Raw genomic sequence first — 16,661 nt, 5'->3', positions numbered from 1 at the left:
AACCTACATATAAGACTGTAGCCTTACCAAAAAATGAATATTCAGAATTAAACTTCTCTCAAAGTAAAATAAGATTGTCTAATTCCTTGAACAGCAAAAATCAATATTAAGAATGACAGGATTATTAATCCCCATTGAGATAATGTAGGTACACTAGATGCCGGCAAACCTACGCATGCGCAAGTTCCATCCACAACATCTCCTGAAGTCCCAGCATCTCCATCATCACAACTTGCTCCTTCGAACGTTAGATTAGGATCTCCATCATTACAATCCACCTCTGTACCACTCAGTTCTCCAAGTAACTTGTATTCAGCTCCCAAATCACAATAAGACATAACAGGTGAACCATTAGCATAACCATCATCATCTGCATCAACATAATATTCGGTTAATGTACCACATCCACTTGATGCTGTGACAATTTCATTTGGCTCCAAGACTCTATCATTTACTTTTATATAATAAACTGCTCCAGCACTAGTTTCGTCTCCTCCCGTGGTTGTATCATCAATAAAAAAGTGAATTAAATTATTACCATCCGGAACAGCATCATCATTGGTATCTGTAAATGACAACACTTCTGTCCCTAGATTATTATAACCTTTAAACTCCTTAGTCGTGCTATTTCTAGTAACTGCGAAATATGCATATTCTCCAGCTACAAATTCTACAGACCCTGTACTGTGTGGCCAAAAGTTAGTGCTACCATCATAATTATATAAACCTTCATCACTAGTTAAATTTTTAAAATCGGCTATTTTCGTATAGCCACTTATATCATCAAATCGGAAAAAAAACTGTATAGAATAATCCTGACTCAAGTCTATTCCCGCAGCAGTTAAGTCAAGTGTCAATCCATGATAAGTAGTAAACTCATAAACTGTTTCACCACCTAAAAGTGGATCAGCAACAAAGCTACCACTTCCAGCTCCGATCGTTGTAAGATCAGGACCAGTACCACTTAATTCTGTTAAATCACCATTAAAAGAATAGACAGCAGATTGGGAAAAAGTAGAAGAATAATAAAAGGAAAATAAACTAAAAAAGATTACAGATTTCAATAGTTTCCGGGACATCGTAAGTTATTGAGATAAAATAAAGATTTAAATGTACTATTTTATTTACCATTTTAAACTAAAAAATTATGCATTTTAATTAGAATCACTAAAATTTTATTTTTCCAAATCGTAAATACAAGCTTGATTAACAGACATTTTTTGATTAACTAATTAATTCCAGCACACAATCACATAACCGTCACCACCCGTATTTCCAAATTGACTGCCCCCAAGCGCCCCCTCCAGGTGTTATTCCAGAAGTTCCAGGTGAATAATCAGATGGAATAGATTCTACTAAAATTATAATTTCTCCTTGACCATAATTCTTTGCGGAATGAGGAGATTGACCTCCATTGCCATGACTCAATTTAGAAGTTCCAGAAAAAATCGGACCATTTACATTAGGATAACCACTCTCTCCTTTTTGTGCTGTTGCACTTAGATATGGCGGCGAAACACTAAATAACCCTCCATTTCCTACAGCAGTATTAGAGCTGGCCTTTCCTCCTAATACTGCGGCATAAATATTAGTGCCAGAAATGGAACTATGTCCACCATCTGTTGCTGTACTACTCATACCACTGGATGTTCCATTTCCTCCTACTACAGTTACAACAGCAATGCTCTCACCTGGGATAACTTCAAATACTGCTTTAACATAACCACCTGCACCACCGCCTCCGCCGAATGCAGCTCCACCTCCAGCACCCCATAACTCAACCATAATCTCAGTTACACCATCTGGAACAGTCCACGATACGGTGCCCGGAAGAGGAAAACCATGAAATCTATTATTACTACATGGACTGGCCCATGTAATATTCCCATCAGCACCAGTCGTTAATATCTGACCGGGGCTACCATCCTGTTCATTTGCTTTTATGGCTCCTGTTATTCTTACATCTCCATCTACTTCTAATCTATCTTCAGGCTCATGATCTCCGTCGAATCCAATAAACATATTGGGTGTCTCGAATCGAATAACATCTGCAATAGGATTAGCCCAATTAGCTCCAAAAACCATCCCATCATTATTGAATATTCTAAATTTTGTGGCATTGTTTCTTTGAATTCTCATCAGATCTGCATCATCCTGAGCATCCACATGTAAGGCTGCAACAGGATTACTTGCATTAATCCCGAATCTTCCGTGTCCAGTAAATGTGCCAATATTACCAAAATCACTATTGTAAATATGAAATCTCGCCATTGTTGAATCCCGCTGAGGATTTCTAGCTAGCGTAAAATACTGTTAATTTAAGCACAAGACCTTTCTGTAATAGTGCCGATTTCTGGGATGTGAAATTTTATATGCAAGAACGCGTTAAGAAAGAATTCGATAAAGCAGGAATCGGAATTCCATTCCCTCAGATGGATATTCATATGATAAAAGACAACTAGTACAATCTATATAGCCATAATTAAAAACTTTACGCATTTGCGGTGAGCAATTAATTATGGCTATTTTTATTACTATTATAATTTTTAAAAGTCACTATAGTATTTCAGAATAATCATAATCGGGAAATGCCTTCATTTATTTGAAGCAGCAAATCAGCCTCTTAGTATGTTTAATTTATGTTTCAACATCCTTGATTGAATCTTATACCACGTCCGCTTACCAGAGGAATTTTAGACTTTTCAAAACCGAACTCAGGTTAAAACAATAGACAAATAAAAAAAGACCAGTTCTACCCCCCAGTGAACCGGCCTTTTTATAATACTAAATAAAGTATTTCACCTTAATTATTTGTACAGTTAGCCATAGTCCACATATCTTGCCAAAATCAGTTTCACATATACCAAATGTAAAGTAGTTTACACATCAAAAAATATCCATTCATATTACTCTTTATGATATTGGACTTAACATAATCACTTAAAACATATTTAATAAATACATATTTAATTAGGCGATCGCGATTCAGACAACTCAGCAAAGTGGCATTTTAGCAAGTTTTAAAAAATACGCAGCCAAATTGACAATAACTAAAGCCGTTACACATCTATTTTACGTCATTATGTCACATAATTCTTGGTGGCACAGGCTTTGAACTATCAGTTTCGTAATCAAAAAACAAACAATTATGGAAAAAGGACATATATCGGTTCAGACCGAGAATATCTTCCCAATCATCAAAAAATTCCTGTATTCAGATCAGGAAATATTCCTTAGGGAAATTGTAGCTAATGCTACAGATGCAACATCTAAACTAAAAACTTTAAGTGCTAGAGGTGAAGTAGATGGAGACATCGGAGACTTAACCATTGACATTATTCTTGACAAAGAAGCTAAAACATTGACCATAAGAGATAGAGGTCTCGGAATGTCAGAAGCTGAAGTAAAGAAGTTTTTAAATCAAGTAGCCTTTTCAAGTGCGGAATCATTCTTGAAAAAATATAAAGACGACGCTACGATTATCGGGCATTTCGGTCTTGGATTTTATTCAGCATTTATGGTTGCTGATAAAGTAGAAGTAGTAACGAAGTCTTATAAGAAATCCGTAAAACCAGTAAGATGGATATGTGACGGAAATCCAGAGTATGAAATAGAGACTACTAAAAAAGACTTTAGAGGAACAGATGTTATTCTTCACATTAACGATGAAAGTACAGAGTACTTAGAAAAATCGAAAATTGAAGAACTACTTGTCAAATATGCGAAATTCCTTCCTTTCCCTATTCGTTTCGGAACAAAGACTGAGACTACTTTTGAGGGAGAAGGTGACGATAAGAAAAGCGTAGAAACAGAAGTAGATAATATTATCAACGCGGTAGCGCCTTTATGGAAAAATTCTCCAACTAACATTGAAGAAGAACAATACAAAGAGTTCTACAAGGTATTATATCCATATTCTGCTGATCCACTTTTCTGGATTCACTTGAATATTGATTATCCATTTAATCTAACTGGAATTCTATATTTTCCAAAGCTGAACAACAGCATGGAAGTTCAGAAGAATAAGATTCAGTTATATAGTAACCAAGTCTACGTAACAGATGACGTAAAAGAAATCGTACCTGAATTCTTAACATTACTTCATGGTGTGATCGACTCGCCGGATATCCCATTAAATGTTTCTCGTTCTTACTTACAGTCAGATGCTAATGTGAAGAAAATCACGAGTTACATTACGAAGAAAGTAGCTGACAAATTGAATTCTTTATTCAAAGAAGATAGAAAAGAATTCGAGGCAAAATGGAAAGAAATTAGTGTTTTCGTTAAGTATGGAATGATCTCTGAAGAGAAATTTTATGAGAAAGCTGAAAAATTCGCTTTGTTCAAAAATGTTGATGACGAGTATTTCACTTTCGAAGAGTATGCAGAAAAAATCAAGGCTAATCAAACCGATAAAAACGGAAAGTTGGTTCACCTTTATACGAATAATAAAGAAGATCACTTCAGTTACATCAATTCTGCAAAAGAAGCAGGATATGATGTGCTAGAATTTGACACGGTAATCGATAATCACTTCATCCAACAATTAGAATACAAATTAAAGGATACAACATTCGTAAGAGTGGATTCGGATACAGTAGACAACTTAGTTCAAACGGATGAGGTTAAAGAATCTGTTCTTTCTGAAAAGGAGCAAGAGAAGGTAAAAGGTATTTTTGAAAAGGTGATTAATGATAAAGGATCATCGATTGAGTTGAAAGCACTTTCACCGAATGATCATCCTGTTGTTTTAACAAAGCCAGAATTCATGAGAAGGATGAAGGAAATGCAACAGTTACAAGGAATGGGAATGGGAGATTTTCCAGATAGTTACAACGTTGTTGTGAATACCAATCATCCATTGGTTGCAGATAAGTTAATTAAGATGAAGAGTGAAGAGAAGCGAGAGCAGTTTGCAGACTACCTAAGGAAGTTAGCGATGTTGAATCAAAACATGCTGAAAGGAGAAGCTTTGAGTAAGTTTATCAAACAAAGTTTAGAATACGCATCATAATCTTAGTTGATGGTTAATAAATAAAGAAAAAAAGCGGGTTCCATTGAATATGGAAACCCGCTTTTTCAATGGGTTACTTAAGATTATGATTTTAATTTTTCTCGTCCAGTAATTTCTCTAGACGATCTAGTCGAGCTGATAGCACATTATTTTCTTCGCGTAAGGTTTCTATTGTATGCTGCTGATCCTGAATGCTTTTCACCATTAATGGGATGAGTTGCTTAGGAGCAATTTGCCAAGGGTCTACCGTTTCATCTTCGCCTCCTTTTTTTGCTGCGATAGGATAGATTTCATAAAGCTCTTGCGCAATAAAGCCAGTGGTAGGAATTGCATCCTCATTTCCATTCTTCCACTTGTAATCCCGAACGTTGATATTCATTAAGGTTTCAATTCCCACCCTCGTTGGCTGAATCTCTTCCTTAAGTCGTTCATCAGATGACTCATAATATACTATCGAATTATTATCGAGCTGAGAAATGGCGCCTATAATGGTCCCATTAGGTTTAGCAAAACTAATATACATCGAACGTGTAGTCCCCCCGCCTATCGTATTATGTCCTGCAATAATTTGCAACCCATTGTTTCTAAAGTTATTGTTATTACTCGTGTTTTCGATGGTTCCTACGAAAAGATCGTTGGGGCTAGCTGAATTAATACTTTGATAGAACCTAGTATTTCCAGCGACTTCTAAAATATGGGAAGGCGAAGTTGTGCCTATTCCTAGTCTTCCGAAAGAAGTAAGTTTCATTTTGCTTATGTTATTATGCCTCCATTCTAAATCTCCATCACTTCTGCGACGTATTGTCCAGCCATCGTTCTGACTATTCGTGGCACCAGACAGCTGCAGTATCGCATCATTACTGATAGACTCAACGGAAATACTCGCATTGCCAGCATTATCTACTATTTGCAAGTCCGCATACGGAACAGTAGATCCTTCTATAGGACCGATCTTTATCGGTTTAGCAAAGTAATTATATGGTGTCCCGAATCCATAACTAAAATAGTTTCCATTGCTCCACAAAGCCTCTTGGCCATTTACATTTATGGCAACACCAGATAGTATTCCCCTATTCAGTTCAAGCGAACCAGTAATCTCTTGTCTTCCATTAATTCGCACCAGGTTATTATCAAATTCACCGTAAATTAAAGGAGTTGCCGATGAGGAATTCTCAATATATAACCGATTACTTCCAGTAATATTTAAACCCGCTTCATATCCTATTAGCACATTACCCGAAAAATTACTTCCTACATTCGAACCACTTCCAGCACGATATCCTAAAACTGTATTTCTTATCCCTGAAACATTATTTTGCAAACTAAAACTTCCTATAGCAGTATTAAAAGATCCATTATCGCTTAATCCAGTATTCTCACCTAAGAAAACGGAGCCATTATTATTTAAAACGTGAATTCGTTTTCCATCTAAACGAAGAAATGGTTGATAGTTCACATTCCCATCGAATCTGGCCAATTCAAAATCACTTTCGAAATTCCAAAAAATAGAAGGGCGTGGATTACTTGGTTTGCCACTGAATAAACGAAGAAAGTAAGAAGCATCAGCGTTACTCAGATGAATCTCACCTCCATCATCTACTGCATTTGTACGAATATCTAATTCCGATTGTGGTTGATCAGTTCCAAGTCCCATTTTCCCATTCGGAAATAAGGTCATTCTTCTTTTGTAGGTAGAGAAATCAGAAAGTGTTGTTATTAAATGAAAAGTATCCAAGTCATTAAATCCTATAAAAGGATTCCTGTCATCAAGTCTTCCTCCAAAAAATCTCAGAAAATTTGATTCGGAAGGTGTCGCTAGTTGCAACTCTCCACCACTAGCATTATCATTCGTGCTTCGGATATCCATTAAATATTTAGGAGAATCAATATTGATTCCTACATTTTGAGCAACAACTAGAGTAGATATGCTGAATGAAAATAAAAGGAAGAAAAGGAATCTATGTTTCATGAGCTGACTAATTTGAGAAGCATTAATTTCTCTTACAAATTGATCAGAATTATAGAACCATAAAACATTGACTTAGTTAAGCCTAAATAGCAATGAGTCATTATGTGTCCTTACTTATTCAACAACCTTCTTATCAGAAACAGACGCTCCTATCTGAGCTAGAATCTGGACTATAAGCAATCATTTATGCTCAAAACGAGTATCTACTGAACTGATAGATGCAGAAAGTCGAGGCGCATCTGGATGCCCTTTTTCTTTTGGACTTGGACTTACGAAATCACCTTTTTTTCCTTCAATTTTGATTTTTCCATCTGGACTAATAGTTATAAAAGCATAAAGCGGTTTAGTGTACATAGCCATCGGTCCATCTGAACCAAAACCTTTTCCAGCCCAATAATACGACGCACTATTCATCTGAAAATAATGAACATCGTTAATAATACTATGCTCATCGACATGATGATGACCGCAGAAACAAGCAATCACTTTCTGAAATTCAAAGTTATTATTTGCCTCATCAATTACTTCCCGAATTTCGAATCTGCTTGGTGAAGACCATCCATCCCAAATTTCATCCAACGCTTGATGAGAAATAATGACTGTTTGTTTTTCAGTCCCAGCAAGATCCTGTTTTAGCCACTCGATTTGTTCAGGTGAAAAGAGGCTTCTCTTTTCTTGGTCAATGTAAAAATTAGCATGCCCATAATCCACGTATTCACCATCCTTCTTGATGTAATTACCATCTAAGATTACAAAGTGAAAATCTCCTTTATCAAAGGAATAGTATTTTTCCTTCATGCCCCACAACTTCATAATATCTTCTTTCGAACCTTTATCCATATCATGATTTCCCAGCACGTGGTATTTCTCTCCAGCATAAGTATTCCAAAGGTCTACACACTCCTGAGCGGCAGGTTCTGAGAAACAAAAATCACCACCTTGCATAATGAAATCTAAAGATTTAGAGGACGCTTCATCTAAGAATATTTGTAACCTATCGATTGCTCCTTTGCAGAGACCATGATGTAGATCGGTAATGAAACCAAATTGAACTTTTTCAGAAGCAGATGATGTGATTTTGCTGGCGAATGGGTACCATTTAGACAGTATTCCAGTTGCTGCAATACCTATAGAGGTCTGTTTTATAAAATCTCTTCTAGAATTTAGGTGTTTCTTCATTTCTGCGATTTCCTTACGTTAGATAAAGTAGTAAAAAATTAAGGAAAAAGATTAAATCAACCTATTATTTAATTGTTATAGCTATCGAATTAGGACTGGTAAGTTGTTTGTTTGAAAGGTAAAAACAAGCTTATAGAAAGATATCAGAACGTATATACTAATATCTGGTAACCCTATTCAGGCATGTACGCCCTTTAAACTTTCACCTCTAAACTTTAAATGATGTCCTACCCTTCCACTAGCGTACCGACCTCTTCTCCTTGAACGATTCTCTTAAGGTTCGTATCATCGCCAATGTTGAAAACAATGATCGGGAGATCATTCTCTCTACACAAAGTGAATGCAGTCATATCCATCACTTTAAGGCCGAGACTAATTACTTTAGCGAATGAAACCTTCGTGAATCTTTCAGCAGTAGGATCGAGTTCAGGATCAGCACTATAGATACCATCTACACGCGTTCCTTTCAGAATTACATCTGCACCTATTTCATTAGCTCTTAACGCTGCCGCAGAATCAGTTGTAAAATATGGACTTCCCGTTCCAGCAGAAAAGATGACAACTCTACCTTTTTCTAGGTGACGGATTGCTCTTCGTCTTATGTATGGTTCTGCAATTTCTTGCATTTCGATAGCAGAGATAAGTCTAGTAAAAATGCCATGAGCTTCCATAGCACTTTGAAGAGCCATTCCATTGATACAGGTAGCTAACATACCCATGTAATCACCTTGCACTCTTTCGATTCCAGATTCCTCGGCTTGAAGGCCTCTGAATATATTGCCTCCACCGATTACGATAGCAATTTCAACACCTAAGTCCACTAGCTGCTTAACTTGTTTCGCATAATGAACTAACATTTTAGGAGATATACCAAATTGCTTTTCACCAATTAATGATTCTCCACTTAATTTAAGCAGTACTCGTTTATACTTAAGCTTCATCTTGTTTCTTCGATTATAAGTGCAATATAATAACACCTAGCCAAAAAAAAAGAGCGAATAAAATATTCGCTCTTTTTAAATTTATTTTTACCCTAACTTGACATGTTTGAAGTCAATTACGGTTAATCCGCTTTCCACTGAATCTAGATAAGCAGAAACAGATTGTTTATTATCTTTTACATATGCTTGGTCAAGTAACGTGTTCTCTTTGAAGAACTTGTTCAACTTACCCATTGCAATACGCTCTAGCATTTCTTCAGGTTTGCCTTCTTTCTTAGCAATCTCTTTTCCTATCTCTATTTCTTTCTCTACAACAGAAGAATCTACGCCATCTTTATTCAAAGCTAAAGGTTTCATTGCAGCAACTTGCATTGCAACATTTCTACCAGCTTCTTCAAACTTTTCAGATGCTTTATTGAATCCAACAAGAACACCAGCTTTATTTCCCATGTGAATGTAAGAAAGAACTTGTGGAGCCTCTAAACGCTCATATTCCGCTAATTCTACTTTTTCACCGATAACACCAACTTGTTCGATAATTTTATCACCGATAGTAGTTCCATCAAAATCTTGTGCTAGTAAATCATCTTTAGTAGCAGGAAAAGCAGCAAGTGCGATATTAGCAATCTTATCAGCTAAACCTATAAAATCTTCATTTTTTGCTACGAAATCAGTTTCAGAACTTAATCTAATTACGATTCCTTTAGTTCCTTCGTCGTTAACTTTAGCAAGAACTACACCTTCTTTAGCTTCTCTATCAGCTCTTTTAGCAGAAAGTTTTTGTCCTTTTTTTCTAAGTACTTCGATAGCTTTTTCAAAATCACCATTAGCTTCAGTAAGAGCTTTCTTACAATCCATCATTCCAGCTCCTGTCTGATCTCTCAGTGCTTTAACATCTGCAGCTTTTATACTCATTTTTTGAATAATCTTATATTGTTAAATAATTAATTCGCTGTGCTTCCAGCTAATTCTTCTTTGTTCTTTTCTCTATCAGATAATCCTTCTTTAATTGCATTTACAGCAAAATTAGTGATCATTGATATAGACTTAGATGCGTCATCATTCGCAGGAATTGGGAAGTCAACCTGATTAGGATCAGAGTTTGTATCCACCATCGCAAAAGTTGTCAAACCTAATTTCTTAGCTTCTGCAATTGCTAAATGCTCATGAAGAATATCTACAATAAATACTGCAGATGGCAATCTGTTAAGATTTGCGATTCCTCCTAATACTTTCTCTAATTTATTACGCTCTCTAGTTAGTGTTAACCTTTCTTTCTTAGTTACACTTGAAAGCGTTCCGTCTGCCAACATTTTATCAATGTTGTTCATTTTCTTAACGGATCTTCTGATTGTTGAAAAATTCGTCATCATTCCTCCTAACCATCTTTCGGTTACGAATGGCATGTTAACACTTCTTGCACCTTTAGCTACAATATCTCTAGCTTGTTTCTTAGTTGCAACGAACATAATTTTTCTACCAGACTTTGCTATTTGCTTTAACGCAGCACCAGCCGTATCCATACATTCCATTGTTCTATTAAGATCAATGATATGGATCCCTTTTCTTTCCATGAAGATGTACTGTCTCATCTTCGGATTCCACTTGCTTCTCATGTGACCGAAATGTACACCTGCGTCCAATAATTCTTTATATGTTGGTTTATCCATTTTAATCTAATTTTAAGTATACAATAAAAATTAACGTTTTGAGAACTGGAAGCTTTTACGTGCCTTAGGCTTACCGTATTTCTTACGCTCTACTACTCTTGCATCTCTAGTTAAGAATTTCTTAGCTTTAAGAGGACTTCTGTAGTCTTCGTCAATTTTAACAAGTGCTCTAGCAATTGCCATTCTGATAGCTTCTGCTTGACCTTTAAATCCACCGCCATTAACATTAACTTTAACATCATATTCTTTAGCAACTTCTACAGTCGATAATGGATCTTCAAGTTTCATCTGTATGTGTGGACTTGGAAAATAATCTTTATAATCTTTTCCGTTCACTTTAATGTCTCCTTTGCCTTTTGTTAGGTATACTCTTGCAACTGATGCTTTTCTTCTACCTATAGCATTAATCATTTCCATATGATATTATTTTAATTCTTGTGGTTTCTGAGCAGCATGAGGATGATCTGCACCAGCGTAAACAAATAATTTTTTAATCATTGCTCTTCCTAATTTATTCTTTGGAAGCATACCTTTTATAGCTTTTTCTACAACAGCTGTAGGTTTCTTTGCCATTAAGTTCTTAGCAGTGATTGCTTTCTGGCCTCCAGGATATCCTGAATAGCTCAAATATTCTTTATCATCCAATTTTGCACCTGTCAATCTAACTTTGTCAGAATTGATCACGATAACATAATCACCTGTATCTACATGCGGTGTATAGCTTGGTTTGTGCTTTCCTCGAAGCACTGATGCTATTTTAGAACACACTCTCCCTAAAACTTCACCTTCTACATCAACAACGTGCCATTGTCTTTCAACTTCGGAGCTCTTTGCAGACTTTGTTTTATAACTTAAAGTATCCACTTTTTAAAATTTAATTTTTATAAAATTGCACCCTCATTTCTTAAGGGGCTGCAAATGTAAATTTCTTTTGTGGAAGAAACAAGTTTTTAGACATTAATTTTAACACTATCCTTCATAAGTGATTGAAAAACAGTCTTGAAATCGCACATCTTTTAAAAAGGCTATCCCTAATATTAGAAATGGAGGCTTAATTTCCATTACTTTTTCTAGTCCTGAACTTTCAAGTATTTCTCCCTCACTCAATTCATATAAAAAAAGATTCGATTCAACTTAATTTTTCAACTCCTTGTCTATTTTTTTGCCACAAATCGAACATTCTAGGGCTCCTTATACGTTTTAACTTTGATATTGCATTGCAGAATGACTCCAATTCAAATCAATATTCTGTAATCAGTTTTTATTAATCTTAATAAATTTGATATGAAACTGAATCCAATTGAAAAAGTACAGCAACTTTCGAAAGCAGATTTTACAAAATACTTTCTTGAGCCTAAGAGACCCGTTATCTTTAAAGACTTATCCGCACAATGGCCAGCAGTAAATAAATGGACCTTCGATTATTTCAAAGAAAATTATGGAGATCTGGAAGTTTCTTTAATTGACAAGAGTTTTAATAGCGCTGAAAATTATTTTAAGTCAGTGAAAAAACTTCGCTTCTATGAATATCTTGATTTGTTAGAACAAAATAAGCCCATTGATCTCAGATTATTTCTATTCGACATATTTAAAGAAGCACCTGAATTAACAAATGATATCTCTTTCCCTGAAATCATGAATGGTTTTATTAAAAACTATAAATTCATGTTCTTCGGCGGTAGGGAATCTGTTACAAACCTGCACTTTGATGTAGATTGCTCTCATGTATTCCTTACCCAATTCCAAACAAGGAAGAAAGTGATCCTATTTAGCCCAGAAGAAAGCAAAAAGCTTTACCACTTACCATTTACTACCATGAGTAAGTTCGATCCAGAAAATCCAGACTTTGAAAAATATCCGCTAGCGGAATACCTTAATGGTTATGAAGGCACCATTGAACATGGCGAGACGGTATTTATACCTTCCGAATGGTGGCATTATCTAAGATATATAGACGGTGGATTCAGCTTAGCTTTAAGAGCTAATGATTCCCCATTGACTATCCTCAAAGGTGGCTTACATTTGGTGCAACATCAGCTTATCGACCTGAGTTTATCTAAAGTACTTGGTGCAAATTGGCACAAATGGAAAGAAGATCAGGCAAGGAAGAAGGCAAAGAAGCTTGAGCATGAACTGGTATAGTTAATCGATATTATTGCCAATAAATAAGTGTTTCGATTTATTTAAATTGATAGCTACTGAATATATACAAATCTTATATTCGATGGCTATTAATTCGCTATGAAAACATCTCCAGAATAGGATTTTACCGTCTCATTCTCAAATAATATTTCCACATAGTACACATATACTCCTGAATTTAGAGAAATCCCATCCCAGGAACCATCCCAAAAACGATCCGTGTCACCAAATTCAAAATTCTTGGATTCATGAATTAATTCCCCCCACAAATTAAAAATCTTATAAACCTTTATACTTGCCGGCGTATCCGAACTTTTAAAAACTTCGAAGTAGTCATTCTGACCATCTTGATTCGGCGAAAATACGGAAGGAAAGAAAAATTCAGTAGAACATGATTTATTGAAATTAGGATCTCCAGGCTCTAAACAATAGCCACACTCGTCCACAACTGAAGTACCGTTAATCACGCCATTACAATCCAAACAGCTTTGGTTAAAATTAACATCATCAGGCAGCAAACAAACCCCACATTCATCTATAACTGCTAGACCATTGGGCGTACCAGCGCAATCTGCACAAGATTGGTTAAAATCAGGATCACTAGGAAGAAGACATTCACCACATTCATCGATGACCGCTGAACCATTCGGCGTACCAGCACAGTCTGCACAGGATTGATTAAAATCAGGATCGTTAGGCAGTAAACATATTCCACATTCATCTATCACTGACTGCCCATTCATCACACCTGCACAATCATCACAACTTTTATTAAAATTAGGATCATTAGGCAGTAAACAAACTCCACATTCATCTATCACTGCGGTTCCATTCGGCGTACCCGCACAGTCTGCACAAGACTGATTAAAGTCAGGACCATCTGGGGTATTACAATCTCCACAATCATCTATTATGGCTGTACCATTTGGAACACCAGCACAATCCACACAAGATTGATTAAAATCAGGATCGTTTAGTTCAAGACACACGCCACATTCATCCGTTACAGCCGTACCTCCCATTACACCGTTACAATCTGTTTCTTGCAAAACCTCACAAAACTCATCCCACTCTTCTTCAACAAACGCTAGATCTGATGCAAAATCTGAGATCACAATATTTTTAACCCAACCAGGAGATGCCTCGTTAGCAACTTGAGTATCATCTTGAAAAAAATCAATGACGTCGTATGAAGGTTGAACTAAATAAATAGGACTGCTAGAGTCATCATAGCTAGCAAAATACTCTCCATTTACATATATATCTACTAACCCAGCACATGTTCTTGTAATAACGAGCTGATAAAGGTCTATTCCGTTAAAAAAATCTACATCTCCTACAATTCCATTAGGATAAAATTCAAGCGAACCACTCGTCGGTTGATTGGTCAATTTGATATATATTCCCGTATCATCATCTGGGTCAAAACTTAAAACCCTAACCCAACCTTGCGGCCCAGAGAATTCTTTGATATGAAAAGTAAATTTAACCGTGTACTCACAAGTAATGAAACCATCATTCTCAAAACGCAAACCAGCATTGTCATAAAAGTGATAACCATTGACATCAAAATTCGAAGGACAAGTAGTTGTAGGAACAGTAAATGCATCAAAATATCCAGATTCATCATCACCATTAAATAATGGTTTTAAATCTTGATGTTCACCTTGGCTTTCTTCAAGGTTACTTGTTAATGGGTAGGTTAGACTTATTTGTCCATTTAAAACACAACAAGAAAGGGTAAACATTGTCCACAATAAGACTCCTTTAATTTTGGCTTTGAAGGTTTGATTATTCACTGTTAAAAATAAAGTATAAATTATTTAAAGAACAATTAAGGTAAGTAAAATGACAATGATATTCAACTGAATAGATTAAGCAACTATCAGACTGCTAATCTGGATAAACAAATTGAGGTTTCTAGCTATTGGTTTGCAAAAAAGTTTTTAATAAAAAAAAGGACTGATAAAAATTTGATTTGCAAGCAGAACTATAGAATCTTATATATCTACACTAAAAAATAATTTCGAACAATTTCAATTAAGGAATAGTAAGGTGAGAAATAAAAATCAAAAATTATGTTGATAAAAAAATTTAATATCGGAAGTCTTTTACCAGCAATTATTTTATCAATTGCTTTCACGTTTGCTTCTTGTGATATGGAGAAAAAATCCTCAACGGAAGAAGTCTCTATGGAAAATGACAAAATAGAAAACGCGGTATCAGCAGATAATAATAAAGCAATGGAAACGAAAAAAGCCGAAGAAGAGGCAATGATCTATACCATAGCAGATGTTGATATGCAACCACTTTTCAGCATGGAATGTGCATCTATGGAAAATCCTGTAGAATGTTCTAACGAAAAAATGCTACAGTTTGTTAAAGACAATGCAACATTCCCTAGAGAAGCTATTAATAGAAATCAAGATGGATTCGAGCAAGTAATTGTTGTCATCGAAAAAGATGGTTCATTATCTAATATGAAATACGTTGCGAGCAGTAAAACAAAGGAATGTGATGGATGTCAGAAAGCGGCTGTAGATGTCGTAGGAATGATGGAAAATTGGAAGCCAGCAATGAAAGATGGCAAACCAGTTGCTGTTCAAATGACCATACCGGTAAGATTCGAAAGTTAATTTTAATTTAAATAAAAAAAGCCGATGCAATTCCTCATTAAGGGAATGCATCGGCTTTTTATTTTTACTCGTTTCGTTTATTTTACGATAACCACTAGATCTTCAGATTCACTATTACCTGCTACATCTTTAGCCGTAACTGTTATAGTTAATTCGGCCCCAGAGGGTGTATCAGCAGAAGGAGTGATATTTACCAAAAAATTATGTTTTAAAACATCTGTAATTCCTGTTATTTCTAAATCTTGAACATCTCCACCAACAACTATCGAAGAAATAGCTTCGTTATCTGTCACTTCAGCTTGCATAGTAAATTGAACTCCAGCTTCCACTTCTGAATTTTGCGCAGGAGTTATAAATCTTATCTGTGGATCATCTCTATCCTTGTTACAAGACATTAAGAAGAGTGCGCACAATAGTACTGTTAAATATTTCATTCTGATTTTTTTTGTTTGTTATTAGGCTTAACGAATAAAACACGGGAAACATTGCCATCGAACAGCAGTAGTAAACCAATAGCGCTAAATTCTAAAGAAAAACTTTATCATGTTATACTAAATGACCTGGAGAACTAGCTCCCAACAAATTATTCGCCCACCAAATCTTTGTATATTACCATTAATAAAGATTGATTTCGAACTCAATGCTTTATTTTAAAGTATCAAAACAAAAACTTATGGAAATCATCATTAATATACTTGTTGCAGGGACAGCATTTTTTATCGGAGCAAAATTACTACCTGGAGTCGAAGTGAAAAGTTTTATGCAAGCTATTGTCGTAGCATTACTTGTAGCCGTCTTAAGTTACACCTTGGGTACTTTTCTAAAGATCGTTACATTAGGAATTCTGTCTTTAAGTATATTTTCATGGTTACTGAATGCCATTTTAATCCAAGTAGCAGATTGGTTTCTGCCTAAATTCAAAGTTCTCAATTTCTGGTGGGCACTTGGGTTAGCTGCAATCGTTTCCATAACAAGTGCTATACTTGGAAACATTTTTTAAACAATATCAGAAGAATTTACATTTATCTATTATTCTTAATGGCTACCTCCATTCAGACTTAGGAATCAATGTACCAATTGTCGAGCAAAAGACGGGTAATACACTTTTTA

The 16,661-nt window shown here is 35.5% G+C and carries 15 protein-coding genes; 4 read left to right on the top strand and 11 right to left on the bottom strand.

The genetic code is table 11. The features are described 5' to 3' along the window. Positions 1-47: 47 nt before the first annotated feature. Both L2586_RS01100 and L2586_RS01095 read right to left on the bottom strand, forming a co-directional pair. Entirely contained in the window at positions 48-1,079 is a 1,032-nt protein-coding gene (locus L2586_RS01100) for an IPTL-CTERM sorting domain-containing protein (RefSeq protein ID WP_235290914.1), read from the bottom strand. A gap of 181 nt (positions 1,080-1,260) precedes the next feature. Next, entirely contained in the window at positions 1,261-2,271 is a 1,011-nt protein-coding gene (locus tag L2586_RS01095) for a glycine-rich domain-containing protein (RefSeq protein WP_235290913.1), read from the bottom strand. An 877-nt stretch (positions 2,272-3,148) separates the two neighbouring features. Between L2586_RS01095 and htpG the strand changes: the two genes are divergently transcribed. After that, on the top strand, positions 3,149-5,014 hold the full coding sequence (htpG, locus tag L2586_RS01090) for a molecular chaperone HtpG (protein ID WP_235290912.1): 1,866 nt from the start codon (positions 3,149-3,151) through the stop codon (positions 5,012-5,014). A 91-nt stretch (positions 5,015-5,105) separates the two neighbouring features. On the opposite strand, the gene L2586_RS01085 is transcribed toward htpG, so the two are convergent. The 7 genes from L2586_RS01085 to rplM form a co-directional block, all read right to left on the bottom strand. Then, positions 5,106-6,983 (bottom strand): tail fiber domain-containing protein, encoded by a 1,878-nt coding sequence (locus L2586_RS01085; protein WP_235290911.1) that lies wholly within the window; start codon positions 6,981-6,983, stop codon positions 5,106-5,108. A 180-nt stretch (positions 6,984-7,163) separates the two neighbouring features. Next, a complete protein-coding gene (locus tag L2586_RS01080) occupies positions 7,164-8,162 on the bottom strand; it encodes a metallophosphoesterase family protein (protein ID WP_235290910.1) in 999 nt (332 codons plus the stop codon). 227 nt (positions 8,163-8,389) lie between these two features. Continuing rightward, positions 8,390-9,103, bottom strand: coding sequence for a UMP kinase (gene pyrH, locus L2586_RS01075; protein ID WP_235290909.1), 714 nt, complete (start codon positions 9,101-9,103; stop codon positions 8,390-8,392). A gap of 87 nt (positions 9,104-9,190) precedes the next feature. After that, positions 9,191-10,018, bottom strand: coding sequence for a translation elongation factor Ts (tsf, locus tag L2586_RS01070; protein ID WP_235290908.1), 828 nt, complete (start codon positions 10,016-10,018; stop codon positions 9,191-9,193). 29 nt (positions 10,019-10,047) lie between these two features. Further along, positions 10,048-10,773: a 30S ribosomal protein S2 gene (gene rpsB, locus L2586_RS01065; protein ID WP_235290907.1), complete on the bottom strand. Its 726-nt coding sequence runs from the start codon at positions 10,771-10,773 to the stop codon at positions 10,048-10,050. Positions 10,774-10,803: 30 nt separating this feature from the next. Next, positions 10,804-11,190, bottom strand: coding sequence for a 30S ribosomal protein S9 (gene rpsI / locus L2586_RS01060; protein WP_235290906.1), 387 nt, complete (start codon positions 11,188-11,190; stop codon positions 10,804-10,806). Between the two features lie 6 nt (positions 11,191-11,196). Next, positions 11,197-11,637 (bottom strand): 50S ribosomal protein L13, encoded by a 441-nt coding sequence (gene rplM / locus L2586_RS01055; RefSeq protein WP_235290905.1) that lies wholly within the window; start codon positions 11,635-11,637, stop codon positions 11,197-11,199. A 420-nt stretch (positions 11,638-12,057) separates the two neighbouring features. On the opposite strand from rplM, the gene L2586_RS01050 reads away from it, so the two are divergent. Continuing rightward, complete coding sequence (locus L2586_RS01050) at positions 12,058-12,915, top strand: cupin-like domain-containing protein (protein WP_235290904.1); 858 nt, start codon at positions 12,058-12,060, stop codon at positions 12,913-12,915. An 89-nt stretch (positions 12,916-13,004) separates the two neighbouring features. On the opposite strand, the gene L2586_RS24600 is transcribed toward L2586_RS01050, so the two are convergent. Then, complete coding sequence (locus L2586_RS24600) at positions 13,005-14,714, bottom strand: T9SS type B sorting domain-containing protein (protein ID WP_235290903.1); 1,710 nt, start codon at positions 14,712-14,714, stop codon at positions 13,005-13,007. A gap of 279 nt (positions 14,715-14,993) precedes the next feature. On the opposite strand from L2586_RS24600, the gene L2586_RS01040 reads away from it, so the two are divergent. Then, on the top strand, positions 14,994-15,551 hold the full coding sequence (locus L2586_RS01040) for an energy transducer TonB (protein WP_235290902.1): 558 nt from the start codon (positions 14,994-14,996) through the stop codon (positions 15,549-15,551). A gap of 77 nt (positions 15,552-15,628) precedes the next feature. On the opposite strand, the gene L2586_RS01035 is transcribed toward L2586_RS01040, so the two are convergent. After that, positions 15,629-15,985, bottom strand: coding sequence for a hypothetical protein (locus tag L2586_RS01035; protein WP_235290901.1), 357 nt, complete (start codon positions 15,983-15,985; stop codon positions 15,629-15,631). A 239-nt stretch (positions 15,986-16,224) separates the two neighbouring features. On the opposite strand from L2586_RS01035, the gene L2586_RS01030 reads away from it, so the two are divergent. Continuing rightward, on the top strand, positions 16,225-16,551 hold the full coding sequence (locus L2586_RS01030; protein WP_235290900.1) for a phage holin family protein: 327 nt from the start codon (positions 16,225-16,227) through the stop codon (positions 16,549-16,551). The last annotated feature ends 110 nt before the right edge of the window (positions 16,552-16,661 follow it).

The sequence above is a fragment of the Portibacter lacus genome, assembly GCF_021533215.1.
Taxonomy (GTDB): domain Bacteria; phylum Bacteroidota; class Bacteroidia; order Chitinophagales; family Saprospiraceae; genus Portibacter; species Portibacter lacus.
The sequence above is the reverse complement of the archived record's forward strand: the minus strand, read 5'-3'. Positions and strand labels throughout refer to the sequence as shown.

Bases quoted from the DNA above. Each gene is read 5' to 3' on its own strand.
- L2586_RS01100 (WP_235290914.1), bottom strand. From the start codon at position 1,079: ATGTCCCGGAAACTATTGAAATCTGTAATCTTTTTTAGTTTATTTTCC.
- L2586_RS01095 (WP_235290913.1), bottom strand. From the start codon at position 2,271: ATGGCGAGATTTCATATTTACAATAGTGATTTTGGTAATATTGGCACA.
- htpG (WP_235290912.1), top strand. From the start codon at position 3,149: ATGGAAAAAGGACATATATCGGTTCAGACCGAGAATATCTTCCCAATC.
- L2586_RS01085 (WP_235290911.1), bottom strand. From the start codon at position 6,983: ATGAAACATAGATTCCTTTTCTTCCTTTTATTTTCATTCAGCATATCT.
- L2586_RS01080 (WP_235290910.1), bottom strand. From the start codon at position 8,162: ATGAAGAAACACCTAAATTCTAGAAGAGATTTTATAAAACAGACCTCT.
- pyrH (WP_235290909.1), bottom strand. From the start codon at position 9,103: ATGAAGCTTAAGTATAAACGAGTACTGCTTAAATTAAGTGGAGAATCA.
- tsf (WP_235290908.1), bottom strand. From the start codon at position 10,018: ATGAGTATAAAAGCTGCAGATGTTAAAGCACTGAGAGATCAGACAGGA.
- rpsB (WP_235290907.1), bottom strand. From the start codon at position 10,773: ATGGATAAACCAACATATAAAGAATTATTGGACGCAGGTGTACATTTC.
- rpsI (WP_235290906.1), bottom strand. From the start codon at position 11,190: ATGGAAATGATTAATGCTATAGGTAGAAGAAAAGCATCAGTTGCAAGA.
- L2586_RS01050 (WP_235290904.1), top strand. From the start codon at position 12,058: ATGAAACTGAATCCAATTGAAAAAGTACAGCAACTTTCGAAAGCAGAT.
- L2586_RS01040 (WP_235290902.1), top strand. From the start codon at position 14,994: ATGTTGATAAAAAAATTTAATATCGGAAGTCTTTTACCAGCAATTATT.
- L2586_RS01035 (WP_235290901.1), bottom strand. From the start codon at position 15,985: ATGAAATATTTAACAGTACTATTGTGCGCACTCTTCTTAATGTCTTGT.
- L2586_RS01030 (WP_235290900.1), top strand. From the start codon at position 16,225: ATGGAAATCATCATTAATATACTTGTTGCAGGGACAGCATTTTTTATC.